Annotated in this window: 13 protein-coding genes and 1 pseudogene; 8 read left to right on the plus strand and 6 right to left on the minus strand. The window is 67.3% G+C overall.

Annotation, left to right across the window (positions count from 1 at the left end; genetic code table 11):
- Nucleotides 1-53 precede the first annotated feature (53 nt).
- Together QRM95_RS01995 and QRM95_RS02000 are read left to right on the plus strand one after the other, a co-directional pair.
- Entirely contained in the window at nt 54-311 is a 258-nt protein-coding gene (locus tag QRM95_RS01995; protein ID WP_285246212.1) for an SHOCT domain-containing protein, read from the plus strand.
- 40 nt (nt 312-351) lie between these two features.
- Nucleotides 352-672 carry a DUF3040 domain-containing protein gene (locus tag QRM95_RS02000; protein ID WP_285246213.1) on the plus strand — a complete coding sequence of 107 codons (321 nt, stop codon included), beginning with the start codon at nt 352-354 and terminating at the stop codon, nt 670-672.
- Between the two features lie 109 nt (nt 673-781).
- Here QRM95_RS02000 and QRM95_RS02005 read toward each other — a convergent pair whose 3' ends face one another.
- Nucleotides 782-1282 carry a universal stress protein gene (locus QRM95_RS02005; protein WP_285246214.1) on the minus strand — a complete coding sequence of 167 codons (501 nt, stop codon included), beginning with the start codon at nt 1280-1282 and terminating at the stop codon, nt 782-784.
- Between the two features lie 245 nt (nt 1283-1527).
- Here QRM95_RS02005 and QRM95_RS02010 point away from each other — a divergent pair, with 245 nt between their 5' ends.
- Nucleotides 1528-2202, plus strand: a complete 675-nt coding sequence (locus tag QRM95_RS02010) for a response regulator (protein ID WP_285246215.1) — start codon at nt 1528-1530, stop codon at nt 2200-2202.
- 45 nt (nt 2203-2247) lie between these two features.
- On the opposite strand, the gene QRM95_RS02015 is transcribed toward QRM95_RS02010, so the two are convergent.
- Nucleotides 2248-3888 (minus strand): GAF domain-containing sensor histidine kinase, encoded by a 1641-nt coding sequence (locus tag QRM95_RS02015; RefSeq protein ID WP_285246334.1) that lies wholly within the window; start codon nt 3886-3888, stop codon nt 2248-2250.
- Nucleotides 3889-4142: 254 nt separating this feature from the next.
- Between QRM95_RS02015 and QRM95_RS02020 the strand changes: the two genes are divergently transcribed.
- The 4 genes from QRM95_RS02020 (at nt 4143) to QRM95_RS02035 (ending at nt 8520) form a co-directional block, all read left to right on the plus strand.
- Nucleotides 4143-4598: a pyridoxamine 5'-phosphate oxidase family protein gene (locus QRM95_RS02020; RefSeq protein ID WP_285246216.1), complete on the plus strand. Its 456-nt coding sequence runs from the start codon at nt 4143-4145 to the stop codon at nt 4596-4598.
- A 71-nt stretch (nt 4599-4669) separates the two neighbouring features.
- Nucleotides 4670-5536 (plus strand): universal stress protein, encoded by an 867-nt coding sequence (locus QRM95_RS02025; RefSeq protein ID WP_285246217.1) that lies wholly within the window; start codon nt 4670-4672, stop codon nt 5534-5536.
- Between the two features lie 25 nt (nt 5537-5561).
- Entirely contained in the window at nt 5562-7994 is a 2433-nt protein-coding gene (locus tag QRM95_RS02030) for an HAD-IC family P-type ATPase (RefSeq protein ID WP_285246218.1), read from the plus strand.
- Between the two features lie 103 nt (nt 7995-8097).
- A complete protein-coding gene (locus QRM95_RS02035) occupies nt 8098-8520 on the plus strand; it encodes an Hsp20/alpha crystallin family protein (RefSeq protein WP_285246219.1) in 423 nt (140 codons plus the stop codon).
- Between the two features lie 69 nt (nt 8521-8589).
- Here QRM95_RS02035 and ppsA read toward each other — a convergent pair whose 3' ends face one another.
- The 4 genes and pseudogenes from ppsA to QRM95_RS02055 all read right to left on the minus strand — a co-directional run bounded on the left by ppsA (nt 8590) and on the right by QRM95_RS02055 (nt 16149).
- On the minus strand, nt 8590-11007 hold the full coding sequence (gene ppsA, locus QRM95_RS02040; protein ID WP_285246220.1) for a phosphoenolpyruvate synthase: 2418 nt from the start codon (nt 11005-11007) through the stop codon (nt 8590-8592).
- Between the two features lie 78 nt (nt 11008-11085).
- Nucleotides 11086-13660 (minus strand): annotated as a pseudogene (locus QRM95_RS21130) (cation-translocating P-type ATPase).
- A complete protein-coding gene (locus QRM95_RS02050; RefSeq protein ID WP_285246221.1) occupies nt 13657-14118 on the minus strand; it encodes a universal stress protein in 462 nt (153 codons plus the stop codon). Before QRM95_RS02050 ends, QRM95_RS21130 begins: the two are co-directional and overlap by 4 nt.
- A 45-nt stretch (nt 14119-14163) precedes the next feature.
- Nucleotides 14164-16149 (minus strand): heavy metal translocating P-type ATPase, encoded by a 1986-nt coding sequence (locus tag QRM95_RS02055; RefSeq protein ID WP_285246222.1) that lies wholly within the window; start codon nt 16147-16149, stop codon nt 14164-14166.
- Nucleotides 16150-16319: 170 nt separating this feature from the next.
- Between QRM95_RS02055 and QRM95_RS02060 the strand changes: the two genes are divergently transcribed.
- Nucleotides 16320-16790, plus strand: a complete 471-nt coding sequence (locus tag QRM95_RS02060) for a GyrI-like domain-containing protein (RefSeq protein WP_285246223.1) — start codon at nt 16320-16322, stop codon at nt 16788-16790.
- The last annotated feature ends 9 nt before the right edge of the window (nt 16791-16799 follow it).

Here is a 16799-nt window from a genome sequence, read left to right on the forward strand (position 1 = left end):
AAGGGAAGGCAGCCGGTTGGCGGCGGCCTTTCGTAAATCGGAGGTCGGGGGAAGTGTACGGCTGGAACGACGGCATGGGCCTGTGGGGCTATGCCCTCATGAGCATCAGCGTGGTGGTGGTCTGGGGAGCGATCATCACCGGCATAGTCCTGCTGGCCCGCTCCCTGCGGGCCCCCTCCCCGCACAATCCACAACCTCCGTCTCCGCGGATGGCTGAAGACCTGCTGGCGGAGCGTTTCGCCCGCGGGGAGATCGACGTTGCGGAGTACCAGAACAGGCTGGCCGTCCTGCGCGGCCAACCTGGCACCTGAGCCAAGGCCTCCGGCAGGATACGGACACGGGGAGCCCATGATGCCTCTTTCCGAATTTGAGAAAAGGGAACTCGAACTGATCGGGCACGGCCTGGAGCACGACGACCCCAGGCTCGCCGTCCTGCTCAACCACGACGCCTTCGCCCTGTCCCGCCGGACCAGCTTCCGGCGCGCGTTGCTGCTTCTCGCGGCCGGGGTCTGCATCCTGCTGCTTGGCCTGGTCGCGCACGCCCCCGTCATTGGTATTGCCGGCTTCACGGTGATGAACGGTGCCGGGTACTGGGCCGTCAAAGATCTGCACTGGTCGCCGCGGAAGGCTGCCCCGCACGCCACCCGGATGGAAGGCACCACCAGCGAATAGCGGGACGACGGCGGCGCCCCGGCGGCGCGCGCCGAGGGGCCCGGGCGGCGTGGGCCAGGCATGGCGCCAAGCGGGTCGACGTTAAATTGGGCCGGCGCTTCAGGTCGCTTCAGGGCAGTGCGGTTGCGTCGGTCCGCGGAACTTCTTCCGCGGCACCGGTTTCCGCGGCGTGGACCACCAGGACCGGGCAGTGGGCGTGGCTGACAAGCGTTGAGCTGACCGAGCCAAGGACAAAGCTGCCGTGGCCCCGCCGTCCCACGATCAGGAGGGACGCGGTGCGGCTCGCGTCCAGGAGAACGGGGCCGGGCTTCCCGCGGACCACCCGGGAGTGCACAAAGGGCGGAGCCTGTCCGAATGCATCCCGGACCGCCTGGCCCAGCACTTGCTCGGCGGCGTACTTGAACCCCTCGATGCCGACGGCCAGGTAAATCCCGTAACCGGCCGGGACATCCCAGCACGCCCATGCCTCGACCGGGGCGCCCATGGGCTCAGCCACTGCCCCCGCCACGCGCAAGGCCGCGATGGACGCGTCGGAACCATCAACGGCGACGATGATCCTGGGGCGCCGTTCAGGTGCCGCGGACGGCCCTTGGTTCCCTGCTGTTGCCACATTCCCTCCCGTTGCCCTTCGGACCAAGCGTGGACCGGAGGCGGCCGCCGGACTAGGGCCAAAAGTCATGGCGGCATGCACCACAGCGTCCGGACGGTGCACCCGGTGGTGGCAGGTCCGGCGCGCCGGACTTTGGTCCCTTCCGGCGGGGCCGGTTGCGGGTAAGAATGGGGTGTGGCCGCTCCGGGGAGCTGCCAGCACAGGTGTGGTTTGGTCCTGCAAGCGTTTGGGAGCGTGGGGTGCACATGCATGAAACTGCCGGCGGTGAAGCCAGCGGGTCCGCCGGGCCGGTCCGCGTGTTCATCCTCGATGATCATGAACTTGTCCGGCAGGGTCTGAAGGACCTGCTTGAGGGCGAGGGTTTCGTGGTGGTTGGCGAAAGCGGCTCGGCGGCCGAGGCCACGCGCCGCATCCCCGCCCTGCACCCCGATATCGCCGTCCTTGACGGGCGCCTTCCGGACGGCACCGGAATCGAGGTATGCCGTGATGTCAGGTCCCTTGACCCACGCCTGCGTTGCCTGATCCTCACAAGTTACGACGACGAGCAGGCCCTGCGCGGCGCCGTCCTGGCCGGCGCGTCCGGGTACATCTTGAAGCAGATCAGGAGCGATGACCTCCTGGCCGGAATCCGGAGGGCCGCGGCGGGCGAGTCCTTGTTTGAACCGGGCGTTGAGCAACGGATCATCGCGGGCCTTTCCACTGCACCCACGGATCCCCGCCTGGACGGCCTGAGCACCCAGGAGAAGAAAGTGCTCGCCCTGATCGGCCAAGGCCTGACCAACAGGCAGATTGGCGATGAACTGTTCCTGGCGGAAAAGACGGTCAAGAACTACGTCTCGTCCATCCTGGCCAAGCTCGGTTTTGAACGGCGGACGCAGGCCGCCGTCTACGTCACCCGGAACACCACGGAAAGCGCCTGAGCGGCCACGCGCACCCGGGGTGCAGTGCTGCCGGCCACCGCGCCCTCAGGACAGTCGGGCAACCCATTCCACGGACGTGCCTTGGCCGGGGATGCTGGTGATGTCGCAGCGGCCGCCAAGAAGCCCGGCGCGGTAGCGCATGTTGGCAAGACCGCTTTCCTTGGCGGGTTCGCTGAAACCGTGGCCGTTGTCGTTGATACAGAGCTGGACGTCATCGCCGGCGACAGTGAGGCTGACCTGGATCTCCTCGGCACCGGAATGCCGTAGCGCGTTACTGAGCGCTTCGGAGAGTACGGGCAGTAGTTGGGCAGCCACATCTTCCCTGACCGAATCCACTGGACCGTCGAGGGACACCTTGGGAATCAGTCCGTAGCTGCGCGAGCTTTCCCGGACAACCCGGAGGATCCGGCCGGTGAGGGGCTCCCGTTCCACATCCGCCGTCCGAAGCGAGTAGATGGTATCCCGCAGCTTGCGGATGGTGTCATCAAGTTCCCTGGTAACCGCAGCGATTCGCTCATGGGCCACGGGGTCCATGGTGAAGCGTCGCAGGCTTTGGATGCTGAGGCCGGCAGCAAACAACCGCTGGATGACAAGGTCGTGGAGATCGCGGGCAATCCGTTCCCGATCCGTCAGGAGCAGGTCCTGCTCCCGCAGGGCGCTCACGCGTGCCAGGTCCAGGGCCAAGCCGATCCTGCTCCCAAAGATGGAACTGGAGTCGGCGTCCGCCTGGGTAAAGGCGGCAGCTCCGTGGGTGCGGGCCAGCACTAGCACCCCGTTGTCGCTGTTGCCGTGCCCCAGTTGGCAGACCAGGACGGGCCCCAGTTTTTCGGCAATCGCGTGCTCAAAGACCTGCCGCGGCTCCGCAGCCACGAAAGATTCGCCGCTTGAGACGACTCCGGTGACGGCACTGGAGACCATCAGTTCCTGCCCTGCTTTGACGCCCTCCACGCCGAGGCACGACCGGCACCGGAGCACGCCGTCGCCGGCCGGGAGTCCGATGACGGCCACGGAGGCTCCGGACACCGTGAGGGCGGTCCCGGCCACGATATCCAGGCTTTCCGCATCCCCTGCATGGGGCTCCATGATCAGCCGGCTGCTCAGTTCCATGCCGGCTTCCAGCCATTTCTGCCGGCGGCTGCTGTCTTCAAAGAGGCGGGCGTTCTGGATCGCCACCCCGGCGGCGGCCGCCAGGGCCACTGCGAGGTCTTCGTCTTCCTGCGTGAAATCAACCCCGCCCTGTTTTTCGGTCAGGTACAGGTTTCCAAATACCTCGTCCCGGACGCGGACCGGCACACCCAGGAAGGTCCTCATCGGCGGATGGTTGGGTGGAAAACCCGACGCTATGGGGTGCTGGCCGAGGTCGTGAAGGCGCAACGGCTTGGGTTCGCGGATCAGCAGCCCGAGGACACCGTGCCCGGTGGGCAGGTCGCCGATGGAACGGATGCCCGCGTCGTCAATTCCCACCGTAATGAAGTGGCTGAGCCGGCGGTCTTCGCCAATGACGCCAAGCGCCCCGTACCCGGCACCCACCAAGGCGCAGGCAGACCGCACCAGCCGGTCCAGGACGGCTTCAAGGCTCAGGTCCTCCGCGACGGCAATGACGGCCGCCAAGAGGCCGTTGATCCGCTCGCGGGTATCCACCAGTTCGTCGCCCCTGGCTGTGAAATCCCTGAGCAGGTCTTCCATCTGGTCCGGCACGGGGGAACGCCACGGCTGCTCAGTGCTCACGTCCCACCTCCGGCGGCAAAAGCCCGCATGGCAGCAGGCCCGTAGCGCGAATCAAGTGCTCGAAGACATCCTCTAGGAGTAGTCTAGGGGGCCGCGTCAACGGCGGCATTCCCTCCCGTTGAGGCGCGTGTCCGGCTCACCGTCGCCAGCCCCCGGCACCGGCGGGACCTTTTCCCCTACCGGCCGAATGATCGCGGACCTAGGCTACGGCCATGAACACAGCAGGGGCAGATTCGGAAATCAAGGAACTCGGTGTCCACGATTGTTGGAAACTCCTTCATTCCACATCCGTTTGCAGGATCGCGTTCACGGACGGCGACTCGGTCGAGAACTTTCCCATGAACTTTGTCACCACCAACGGAACCCTGCTGATGCGGACGGGTGGGGCAACAAAACTGTCCTCCTTCGACGGCAAGGCGGTGGCTGTTGAGGCGGACGGCATGAACCAATACGGAACCATCGCGTGGAGCGTCATCCTCAAGGGGCACGCCACCGTGGTTTCCGATGCGGAAGAGACCCAGGAAGCCATGGATGCCGGACTCTCACCGTGGCAACCGGGCCAGAAGAACACCCTGGTCCGGGTGACGCCGCACGACATCAGCGGCCGGAGGTTCGTGATTGCGGCACCTACGCACTGGTGGCCGCCCAGGGAGCCGGCAGCGGACTGAAGTTCGCTGCGGCCAGGAACACGCTTTCGACCACGCCCGATCCACCCCACAACACTCCAGAGGATGGCCCAATGGCACCCGCCAAGCCAATCGCCGTCGGCATTGCCAACACACCCGCGTCCAACGCCGCCCTGATGTGGGCCGCCGCCCGGGCCGACAGGCTCAAGGCCCCGCTCGCCGTCGTCAACGTGGTGGATGACCGGTGGATGGCCTCCGAAGTGCTTCCCTATGTTGAGGTGTTGCGTGAATCAGGCCTGGGCCTGCTCGAGGAGGCGGGTGAGAAGGTCAGCGCCGCCTACCCGGGGCTGAGCCTTTCGCTGCAGCTCCTCGAAGGAGGGGTGGGCTCGGCACTGGGCGCGTACTCGAAAGAGGTCGCCATGCTGGTCCTTGGCAGCAGCGGCCACTCACGTGGCGCACTGACAGACCGTGCCCTCCAGGCTGCTGCCACGGCGGAATGTCCGGTTGCGGTCATCGGCGAGGGGCAGGACGCCGGCCGCGGCGTGGTCGTGGGGGTGGACGGATCCGAGGAGTCAACGCAGGCGGTGGCCTACGCCGCTGCCGAGGCCGATGCGCTGGGCGAGGAGCTGACGGTCCTCTACGCGTTCACCGGCCCTAACCGGTGGATCGCGGCGGGGCTGCCCTCCAGCAGTTTTGCCACCCATGTGCTCGAAGAGGAGCAGATTGTCCTGGCCGAAACGGAGGCCGGCCTGCGGCAGGACTACCCTGACCTCACCGTGCACACGGTGATGGAAACCGTCGTCGAGCCCGCGGCAGCCCTGGTGCGGGCCGCCTCCGGGGCGCGCCTGCTGGTGCTGGGAAGCCGGGGCAAGGGCGGGTTCGAGCGGCTGCTGCTGGGCTCCACGGCACACGCGGTGCTGGCACAGCCGCCATGCCCCACCATCATCACGCGGATGCACCTACCGCAGCACGCAGATTGAGCGCGCCCGCTTGGTGGAGCATGCCATGCCGGCCGCCGGGAAAGCCGGGGCCTCCGCCCCCGACGTGGAGGCCCGCCGTGCCCGTGAAGGGCTGACCACCGGTGAAGTCCGGGAGCGGACCGCTGCCGGCCGGATCAACAGCGTGCCCACGGCCACCAGCCGAACAGTCCTGGAGATCGTCCGGGCCAACGTGTTCACTCTCTTCAACGCCGTTGTGGGTGGCTGTTTCATCCTGCTGTTCGTCCTGGGCCAATGGCGTGACGCCCTTTTTGGGTTGTCGGCCATCAGTAACTCCTTGATCGGGATTGTCCAGGAGTACCGGGCCAAACGTTCGCTCGACGAGTTGGCCATCACGCAGGCGGCCACGAACACGGTGATACGAAACGGCGCACGGGAACGGATCCCCTCGGCGGGGCTGGTGCCTGACGACATTGTGGTGCTCGCCGGCGGCGACCAAGTCACGGCTGACCTGAAACTGCTGGGCGGAGCCTCAGTGGAGGTGGACGAATCCTTGTTGACCGGCGAATCCGAGGCGGTTCCCAAGGTTGACGGCGCTGTGCTGCTCTCCGGGTCGCTGATCCTGGCGGGCAGTGGCCGGGCCACCGTAATCAGGGTGGGGCCGGACACGTTCGCCTACCGTCTCGCGGCGGAGGCACGCCGGTTCTCGCTGGTCACGTCGGAGATCCGCAGGGGCTTGGGGAAGGTCTTCGTCGTCATCACATGGTTGCTGCTGCCCACTGCGTTGCTGCTGGTAAACGCGCAGATGCAGGACCGGGGCGGGTGGACGGGTGCCTTCGGCTCAGGACGGTGGATTCCGGCCGTGGTGGGGGCCGTGGCCGGGATCATGGCGATGATCCCCCTCGGGCTGCTGCTGATGACCAGCGTGGCCTTCGCCGTTGGCGGCCTCCGGCTGGCCCGACAAAAGGTCCTGATCCAGGAACTGGCGGCCGTGGAAGTGCTGGCGAGGGTTGATGTCCTGTGCCTCGACAAGACGGGCACACTGTCCTCGGGCTCCATGGTGTTCGACGCCGTCCACGCTCAGGGGGACTCCCCGGCGGCCCGCTGGCGGCCGGTGCTGGAGTGGTTTGGGGCCCAGTCGGAAGGCGGCAGCACCGCTGCGGCCATTGGTGCGGCGTTTCCCGCAGCCCCGCCGCTGACGGAACTGTCCGCCGTCCCTTTCTCCTCCGCCCGGAAATGGAGTTCTGTCACTGTGGGGCCGGAGTCCGGCGCCGCCGGCACCTGGATCCTCGGCGCGCCGGATGCCGTCCTCGGAGACTCCCCTGGTTGCGCGGCGGCACGCAGGGAGGCCGCCGCCCTGGCCACCACTGGCCTTCGGACGCTGGCCCTGGCCTACCATCCGGACACCCTGCCGCCGGACGCCGCAGTTACCGGACTCCCATCGACGCTGGAACCGGTGCTGCTGATAACTTTCCGCGAAAGAATCCGTGCCGACGCGGCCGCGACACTGGACTACTTCCGACGGCAAGGCGTCACCGTGAAGATCATCTCCGGTGACGACCCCCGGACGGTGGCGGCCCTGGCACGGGGAGTTGGCTTCGGCAACGGGACCGCGTACGACGCACGCCATCTTCCCGGGGATCCGGCGCAACTGGAGGACATCGTGGAGGCGCACAGCCTCTTTGGCAGCGTCACGCCGTCCCAGAAACGCGACCTGGTGAGAGCGCTGAAACGGCGCGGGCACACGGTGGCCATGACCGGAGACGGCGTGAACGACGTCCTGGCTCTGAAAGAGGCGGACCTGGGCATCGCCATGGACTCGGCCTCAACGGCCACCAAGGCGGTGGCCCGGCTGGTTCTCCTTGACGGCCGCTTCGAAAGGCTGCCGGCAGTGGTGGACGAGGGGCGCCGGGCCATCAGCAATATCGAGCGGGTTTCCTTGGTATTCCTCAGCAAGACCGTCTACGCCACGGTCATCTCCGTTGTGTGCGGCATCCTGCTGCTGGCCTTTCCGTTCCTGCCACGGCAGTTGTCCGCGCTCGACGGCTTGACCATCGGCCTGCCGGCCTTCTTCCTCGCACTGCAGCCGGGCGGCGAGCGCTACGCCCCCGGGTTCCTCCGCCGTTCCCTGTCCTTTGCCGTGCCGGCGGGGTTCTGCGCCGCCGTGTGCGTGTTGGCCGTCAACTCACTCGCCACAGGGTTCGGCGGCCACACCCGGGAGAACACGCAGTCCGCAGCCACCGTTACCCTGGGACTGTTGGCCGCGTGGATCCTGGTGATGGCGTCGCGGCCGCTCAACGGAACCAAGATCCTGATCCTGGCCGGTATGTACGGTGGCCTGGCCCTCCTGTTCAGTGTGCCCCTGACCCGGCATTTTTTCCGGGTCGACTGGCCTCCCCCGGGCCTGTTGGCGCTCGCGGTCGGGGTTGGCCTGGCAGGCTGCGCAGCCATCGAGGGGGTGGGCCGGTTTATGCGGCACAGGCGCGCCCGTGCGGTGTGACCCGGGCTGGGACCTTGGACTCTGGCTGCTGTCCTGCCAACAGGGCATGGTGGAAATGCCGGGCCATCCGCTGGTCCGGCTTCCACTTGAGCAGGAGGCAGCAATGACTGACCTGATGAAATGGTTCGATTCCCGGCGCTCACCCCTGGACGCCATCGAACGGCTTTTTGAAGGTGACATGGGAAGTTCCGCCATCCGGGTGGAGGAGATGGTGGACGGCAATGCGCTCGTGGTGCGGGCTGAGCTGCCCGGCATCGACCCCGAAAAGGATGTGGACGTCACCGTTGCCGACGGCGTGCTGTCCATCAAGGCGCAGCGGGAGGAAAAGAAGGAACACAAGGACAAGGGCAGTTACCGCTCCGAGTTCCGGTACGGGTCCTTCGTCCGGCGTATTCCGCTCCCCGGAGGCGTCCAACAGGCGGACGTCACGGCAGCCTACAAGGACGGCGTCCTTGAGGTCCGTGCGCCGATGCCTGACCAGGCGGTTGAAGCCAGCGCGTCGAAGATCCCCATCACCAGGGGCTGAGAAGCGCCAGGAGGACGACGCCGGTGCCTGGCCCCCGCGGGGACCAGGCACTTTCCATGTCCAGCGGGCTTAGGACGCCTTGCCGGCCGCAGCTTCCGCTGCGGCGATGACCGGAACTGTTTTGACATAGGTGTCCGGGTTCAGCGAGACGGAGTCGATGCCCTGGCCGACCAGGAATTCGGCAAGGTCCGGGTGGTTGCTGGGCCCCTGCCCGCAGATTCCGATCTTGATGCCGGCCGCGTGGGCCTTGCGGATGGCCTCGGCAATGAGTGCCGTCACGGCGGGGTCGCGTTCATCGAACAGGCCGGCCAGCTCCTCAGAGTCGCGGTCCACTCCCAGGACCAGCTGGGTGAGGTCGTTGGACCCGATGGAGAAGCCGTCAAAGCGCTTCGCGAAATCCTCGGCCAGGACCACATTGGAGGGGATCTCGCACATCATGTAGAGCTGCAGGCCGTCAGCGCCACGGACCAGGCCGTGCTCCGCCATCGCCTCGATGACCTGGTCGGCTTCCGCTACGGTGCGGCAGAAGGGGACCATGACGATGACATTGCGAAATCCTGCCTGCTCCCTGACCCGTTTGAGGGCCCGGCACTCCAGGGCGAACCCTTCCCGGTAGTGGTTGCTGTAGTAGCGGGAGGCGCCGCGGAAGCCAATCATGGGGTTCTCCTCCGGACGTTCGAAGAACCTGCCGCCCACCAGGTGGCTGTACTCGTTGCTCTTGAAGTCGCTGAGCCGGACGATCACCGGTTTCGGATGGAAGGGAGCGGCGATCTTGGCGATTCCCGTCGCCAGCACGTCCACGAAGTACTCCTGCGGGTCGTCGTAGCCGCTGGTGAGCTGCCTGATGAGGTCTGCTTCCTGGGGATCGGCCACCTTTTCCGGATGGACCAAGGCCATGGGGTGGACGCGGATCAGGCTGTTGATGATGAACTCCATCCGGGCCAGTCCCACCCCGGCTGCGGGCAGCCGCCACCATTTGAACGCCGCGGCCGGGCTGGCGATGTTGACCATCACGTCCGTTCGGGTGGCGGGAAGGCCCGCCATGTCCACATCCTCCACCGAGTACTCGAGCAGTCCTTCATAGACGCGCCCTTCTTCCCCTTCCGCGCAGGACAAGGTGACCGGGGCGCCGTCGGACACTATCTCCGTTGCGTTGCGCGTCCCGACGACGGCCGGCACGCCAAGCTCACGGCTGACGATCGCGGCGTGGCTTGTGGTCCCGCCGTGGTCGGTGATGATGCCGGCGGCGCGCTTCATGACCGGCACCCAGTCGGGGTCGGTCATCCGGGTGACCAGCACGGAACCGTCAACGAAAGACTCGATGTCCTTCGCATCGCGGATCACGCACGCCGCACCCTTGGCGATGGCATCGCCGATCGCCGCCCCGGTTGCCAGGACCGGGCCGGGGTGCAGGAGGTGGTAGGTCCGGAAGGTGGAGGTGCTTCTGCGCGCCTGGACCGTTTCGGGCCGCGCCTGCACCATGAAAAGGTCACCGGTCAGGCCGTCCTTTGCCCACTCCATGTCCATCGGCCGCCCGTAATGCTGTTCGACGGCGGCAGCCCACCGGGCAAGGAGGACAATTTCCGGGTCGCGAAGCACCAGCGAGCGCCGCTCGCGTTCACTGGTGTCAACGGTCCGGGTCCGTGCGTCGCCGCCCTGGCTGTACACCATTTTGCGCTCCTTGGCGCCAACGGCCCGTTCGATGACCGGGCTGAACCGCGGGTCGGCCAGCAGCGGCTTGAACACCTGGTATTTGTCCGGGTTGATGGTGCCCTGGACCACGGTCTCCCCCAGCCCCCAGGCGGCGCTGATCACCACAACGTCGGGAAAGCCCGATTCGGTATCGATCGAGAACATCACCCCGGAGGCGCCGACGTCGGACCGGACCATCCTCTGGACACCCACGGACAGGGCGACGTCCAGGTGGTCATAGCCCTTCATCTCCCGGTAGCTGATGGCACGGTCGGTGAACAATGATGCGTAGCAGCGCCTGCAGGCATCGAGGACGCCGCGCTCGCCCGCCACGTTCAGGAAGGTCTCCTGCTGGCCGGCGAAGCTGGCATCCGGCAGGTCCTCTGCCGTGGCGCTGCTGCGGACGGCCACCGGCACCTGGGCCTGCCCCGTCCGGCGGCACAGGTCACGGTAGTGTTCCTGGATGTCTGCGGCGATGGCGTCGGGAAAACTCGCTTGCAGGAACAGTTCCCGGATGGCTGCACCAGCCTGGCGCAGCGTTGCCCGGCCTGCGCGCTGGTCATCCATGTGCTGCCGGATCCTGGGTTCCAGGCCGTTGGCCGCCAGGAAGGTCCGGTAGGCGGCGGCGGTCGTGGCGAACGCTTCGGGAACCCGCACTCCCGACGATTGAAGGGACCGGCTCAACTCACCCAGGGATGCGTTCTTCCCGCCTACCGAAGGTATGTCCGCGAGCCCGGTGTCTTCGATCCAGGTGACATTGACGTTGGCCAGGACGGCTTCTGCGGGGGCGCTCATGGCTCGATTCTGGCCTCCGCCGGGCAGGGCAGGCAGAGTCTTAGGTCCCGGCGCCGGCCCCATCGGCGGGAGAGGTACTTACGCCACGAAGGACCCCTGGGCCGTCCGCCGGCGGTTCCGGACGGCTTTGTGGATCCAGTCGCCTGCCAGGACGGCTGGGGCGGCGAGGAGCGCCAGGGCAATGCCCAAGGGGGTGGGCGGGGCCTGGCCCAGCACAGCCGCAAGATAGGGCAGGTAGAGGCAGGCTGCCAAGATGGCCAGTTCAGCCAGCACAGCCCACACCAGCAGCCTGTTGGTTCCCCAACCCAGCTTCCACGGCGGCACGGTGGCGCTCCGGCACGCAAAGGCGTTGGCGAGCTGCCCCAGGACCACCGCCATGAAAGCGGCACCGGATGCGGCCGCCAGGAGGCCGGGAGCCGGTGGTTGCCCCCGGGTCCAGCCGCCGGCGGCGAGGACAGCAGCGAACACCGCCATTTCGGTCATGGCCTCCACCGGACCGAGGATGCAGAAAACCCTGATGATCAGCCGCTTATCCATGAGGTGCCGGCGTTCGGGCGGACGGGACAGGACCCGTTTGCCCGGCGCCTCCGCCCCGAGCGCCAAGGCGGGCAGCAGGTCGGTGCCAATGTCCAGGGCAAGGATCTGGAGCACCCCCAAAGCGAGCGGAAACTGGCCGCCGGAAAGTGCCCAAGTGACGAAGGGGGTCAGTTCCGCCACGTTGTCAGTCAGGTGGTAGGTGAGGAAGCGGTGGATATTGGCGTAAGTGGCACGGCCCTGCTCGACGGCTGCGACGATGGTGCCGAAGTGGTCGTCAAGGAGCACCAGGTCCGACGCCTCCCGCGCCACGTCGGTCCCGCTGAGCCCCATGGCGACGCCGATATCGGCTTCGCGGAGGGCAGGGCCGTCGTTGACGCCGTCGCCGGTCATGGCAACCACATGCCCGCGGGCCTGCAGGGCCTTGGCGACGCGGAGCTTCTGCTCGGGCGACACCCTGCTGACTACTACCCCGTCCCGGTCCAGGAGGGCCCCCAGAACCTGGTCGTCCGCGGGAAGGTCCGAACCTTCAAGGACACATTCGGGCGATCCGATCAGGCCGATTTGGCGGGCAATCGCTGCCGCGGTCCCCGGGTGGTCACCGGTAATCATGGCGATCTTCAGGCCGGCGCGGCGCGCAGTCCCGATCACGTCGCCCACATCGGGGCGGGGCGGATCCTGGAGGCCAATCAGGCCGAGGAGTTCCAGTCCCGTTTCAAGGTCGGCCGGCGTGCCGGTCTGCCATGTTGCCGGCGCTCCCCCCTAGTTTCCGCCGCGCCACGGCGATGACGCGCAAGCCACGTGATGCCATCACTTCCACGTGTTCCTTGACGTAAGGCGGCACGGAGCCGCAGACCGGGAGCACAGTTTCGGGGGCGCCCTTGCAGAACAGGTCCGCTCCCACAATGGCCGATTCCCGGCGCCGCACCGGGTCGAACGGCAACCGGCGCGCGGGGGGCGCCCCGGGTCCGGTTCCCGTCAGCCTGCGGGCCAGGACGTCCAGGGCTGCTTCCATCGGATCGCCTTGGGCGCGCCACTGCCCGCCGTGCAGCACCGCCCGGCCCTGCGATGCGGCCCGTGCTGCGAGCGCGGCGGCGGCCGCCCTGTCCACTCCGCGTCCCTGCACGTCCGCATCGGGGCCGTAGCCGTCGCCGGTCACCTGGACGGAGCCGTCCGCGGTGAAGACCTCGACGGCGTTCATCCGGTTCTGGGTCAGGGTGCCGGTTTTGTCGGTGCAGATGAATGTCGTGGACCCGAGGGTTTCGACTGCTTCGAGGTTGCGCACCAGTCCGTTGCGTGCGGCCATCCGCTGTGCGCCCATGGCAAGGGAGAGGGTCACGGTGGGCAGGAGGCCCTCCGGTACCAGCGCCACGGCAACGCCAATGGCGAAGAGGAACGAATCGCGCCATTGGAAACCCACCAGCAGTGATGCCAGGAAGAAGACGGCCGCGATTCCCAGCGCCATCGCCGCGGTGACCCGGACGATCCGGCGCAGTTCCAGGGACAGCGGCGTGGGGGGCGACACCGCTTTGCTGGTGAGGTCGGCGATTCCGGCCAGCCTGGTGTTGGCGCCGGTCGCCGTTACTGTCGCTTCCCCGTAGCCGTTGACCAGGAAGGTGCCGCCCCAGACCTGGTCTCCCGCCGCTTTGGGGACCGATTCGCTTTCGCCGGTCAGCATCGATTCATCCACCGCGCACGCCGAGGCCAGCATAAGGACCATGTCGGCGGGGAGCCGGTCTCCGGCAGCGAGCAGGACCACATCGTCCACCACCAATGCGCTGGCGTGGACCCTCTGCACTTTCCCGTCACGGCGGACCATCACATCGGCCGGCAGGAGGGCACGCAGCTTTGCTGCGGCGTGCTGGGCGCGTTCCTGCTGGATGTGGGCGAACACTCCGTTGACGATCACGACGACGACGATCGCCACCGCCAACTGGGGCATGTCCGCGATGAAGGCCAGGCCGGCGGCGCACCAGAGCATGAGAGCGAAGAAGTGCGTCATCTCGGCCCAGAGTTTCCGCCATTGGGGGACGGGTTTTTCAGTGGGCAGCTGGTTGGGGCCGGCCTGTTTCAGGAGTTGCGCGGCCCTTTCAGACGTCAGCCCCTCCGCGGTCCTCACACAGCGTCCGCCTCCGGGCCCACCAGGAGCACCGGGCAGGCGGAGTGCGCCGCGCACGCCTTGGTGACGGACCCCATGGACTGTTTGAGGAGGCCGCCCTCTCCATGCCTGCCCACCACCAGCATCTGCGCCCGCCGGCTCTCGTCCACCAGCACCTTCGCCGGTGGCCCGAATTTGACGCTCACGTCGACGTTCTCCGGCCGCTCGCCAGGGAAGGCCCGGCCCAGGGCGTCCTCCACGAGGCGTTCGGCGGCGTCCTCAAGCCTTGCGGTGAACTGCCGGTCTGCCCCCTCGAGGCGCGAGGTGACCAGGTAGACGGGCATCCCTACGCATGTGATGACCTCAAGGCGGGTCCCCAGGCGGGCGGCCAGCTTGCCGGCATACCGCAGGGCGGCGGAGGAATATTCGGAACCGTCCACGCCCACGATGACGGGCTTGGCCGCTGTTTCTGCGTTCATACCACCACGTTCACCGCTGGTGCATGTCGTGGGAAGGGCCGAAAGTCATGCTGACGGGCGGACAACACCGGCGGCAGGCGAACGGTGCCTGGGGCCTGCCATCCGCGTCGGGTCGGCGCCGTGGAGGGCGCGCAGGCCGTTCAGGATGGTGGCCAGGTCCACCAACTCCTGCAGGAGGGCACCGGCGACGGCGGGAATGTACCCGGTCATGGCGATGGCCATCAGGACCAGGCTGAGCCCTATGCCGGTCCAGATGCTCACCAGGGCCACGGCCACCGTCCGTTTGCCGATGGCGACGGCCTGGGCCACCTTGGACAGGTCATCGAGCATGATCACCACGTCCGCCGATTCGCTGGCCGCCGTTGCGCCTTTTGCGCCCATGGCTATTCCTACCTCGGCTGCCGCCAGGACGGGCGCGTCGTTGACGCCGTCGCCCACCATGATGACCGGGCGTTCCCGGATGGCAGCGACGGTGTTGACTTTGTCCTCCGGCAGGCATTCGGCCTGCACGCGGCCGATTCCCGCTTCCTCGGCAATGTGCGCCGCGGTAGCCTGGGCGTCCCCGGTCAGCAACATGGTGTTGCGCACTCCCAGGGAGTTCAACTGTGCCAGGGTATCCACGGCGTTGCGTCGCAACGGATCCTGCATGACCAGCGCACCGGCGTACTCGCCGTCCACGGCCACGTGGATGGCCAGCTGGCCGCTGTGGACCGGTGTTTCACGGAACCCGGTGGAGACATTGCTGACCAGAGCTGCTTTGCCCACCACCACGCGCCGGCCGCCGCAGACAGCTTCCACCCCGTGGGTGGCGGTTTCGGCCGCGTGCTGTACGGGCAGGAGCTCCGAGTTGGCCAACTGTGCCGCCTCGATCACCGAGCCTGCCAGGACGTGCGAGGAGTATTGTTCGGCCGAGGCAGCCAGCTGCAGGATCCTTTGGCTGCCCAGGGACTCGCCCTTGCCTGGCGCCACCCGGACCTCGTCAAGGACGGGACGCCCGGAGGTGAGTGTCCCGGTCTTGTCGAAAACCGCTGTCTGAGCCTTCGCGAGTTGCTCGAGCGTCCGGGTGTTCTTGATGATGATGCCCTTGTGCGCGGCCTGGCTGGTGCCGGCCAGGAAGGCCACGGGCGCCGCGATCAGGAGCGGGCAGGGCGTGGCCACCACCAGGACCTGTGCAAAGCGCAGCGCTTCACCCGACAGGATCCAGGCCGTGGCGGCCATGGCAAGGGCCAGGAGGGTGAAGGGGACGGCGTACCTGTCAGCGAGCCGCACCACAGGGGCCCGGCTGTTTGATGCCTCCTCGACCAGGGCGATGATGCGGCTGTACTGGGAGTCGGCCGCGGTGGCCGATGCCCGCATGCGGATGGCTGCCACACCATTGACCGAACCGCTGAGCAGCACCTTCCCCCTTGCGTGCTCCACGGGAAGGCTCTCGCCGGTCAGCGACGATTCGTCGAGGCTGGCCGTTTCAGACAACAGCGTGCCGTCCACCGGCACCAGCTCGGAGGGGCGTACCACCAGCACGTCCCCCGGCACGACGCTGCCGATGGGGGTGTCTTCGAGTACGGCACCGGCCCCCTCGCGGTGTGCGAAGCGGGGTGCCCGGTCCAGCAGGGACCGCAGTTCCCGGGCGGCACGTCCCTGTGCGAAGTTCTCGAGCGCCTCCCCGCCGGTCAGCATGAGGATGACTACCAAAGCAGCCACGTATTCGCCCGCCGCCACGGTGCTGGCGATGGCCATCAATGCCAGGAGGTCGATCCCCCAACGCCCCTCCCGCAGGGCGCGGACCATCCCGCCGGAACGCAACACCACGATCACGGCGGCGTAGGCGGAAGCGAGGATGCGGACCTGCAGTTCCAGGCCGGATTGAAGCAGCATCAGCGTGGCCACCAGCACCAGGCATGTCAGCGCGACGACGGGGTACCGCCTCGTGAAACGCCATGCCTTCTCCACGGGTGACTTTGCCGGAATTTCGGCGTCACGCCCATCGAGGCGCCCGTCCGATGCCGTGGGCGGGGCGGCCTGCTTCCTCATTCAGGACGCTTCAAAGCGGTGAGCCGGTGGTGATCACGCATAGAGCTGAAAGTACCGGGCCGCCACTGCGCGGGCTAGGGCATTTGGACCCGGCACCTGGCTCGTCGCTCCCTGTGGCGGCGTGACCTTTGGCCCTGTCACGCCACCGGCCCCGCGGCAATGCTGGTGGCATGAACGGAAATGGGTATGAACCGCGCAGGATCCACGTCACCGAGCAGGCTGTGGCAGTGGTCCGCGAACGCGTCCCGATGGACGCGCTGACAGGCTTTCTTGGCCGGGCCTTCGGTGCCGTGACGGCGGCTGTCCAGATGCAGGGCGCCAGCCCGGCAGGTCCGCCGTTCGCGCTGTACCACGGTGTGCCCGGCGAATCGGTCGACGTCGAAGCGGGCTTTCCCATCGCCGGACATTTTCACGGTACAGGCGAGGTGTCCAGCGGGACGCTTCCCGGCGCCGATGCCTTTGAGGCCATCCACAGCGGCCCGTATGACACGTTGGGCACCACCTACGAGGCCATCCGGAAGCGCATGGCGGAAGACGGCGCCACACCGGGCGGGATGATGTGGGAGTACTACTTGAGCGATCCGGAGAAGCAGCCTGATCCGGCAACGTGGCAGACCAGGGTGGTTTGGCCTGTTGCCTAAAGCATGGCA

Origin of the sequence: Pseudarthrobacter sp. efr-133-R2A-89 (assembly GCF_030209315.1) — a bacterium.
In the GTDB taxonomy this organism is placed as follows: domain Bacteria; phylum Actinomycetota; class Actinomycetes; order Actinomycetales; family Micrococcaceae; genus Arthrobacter.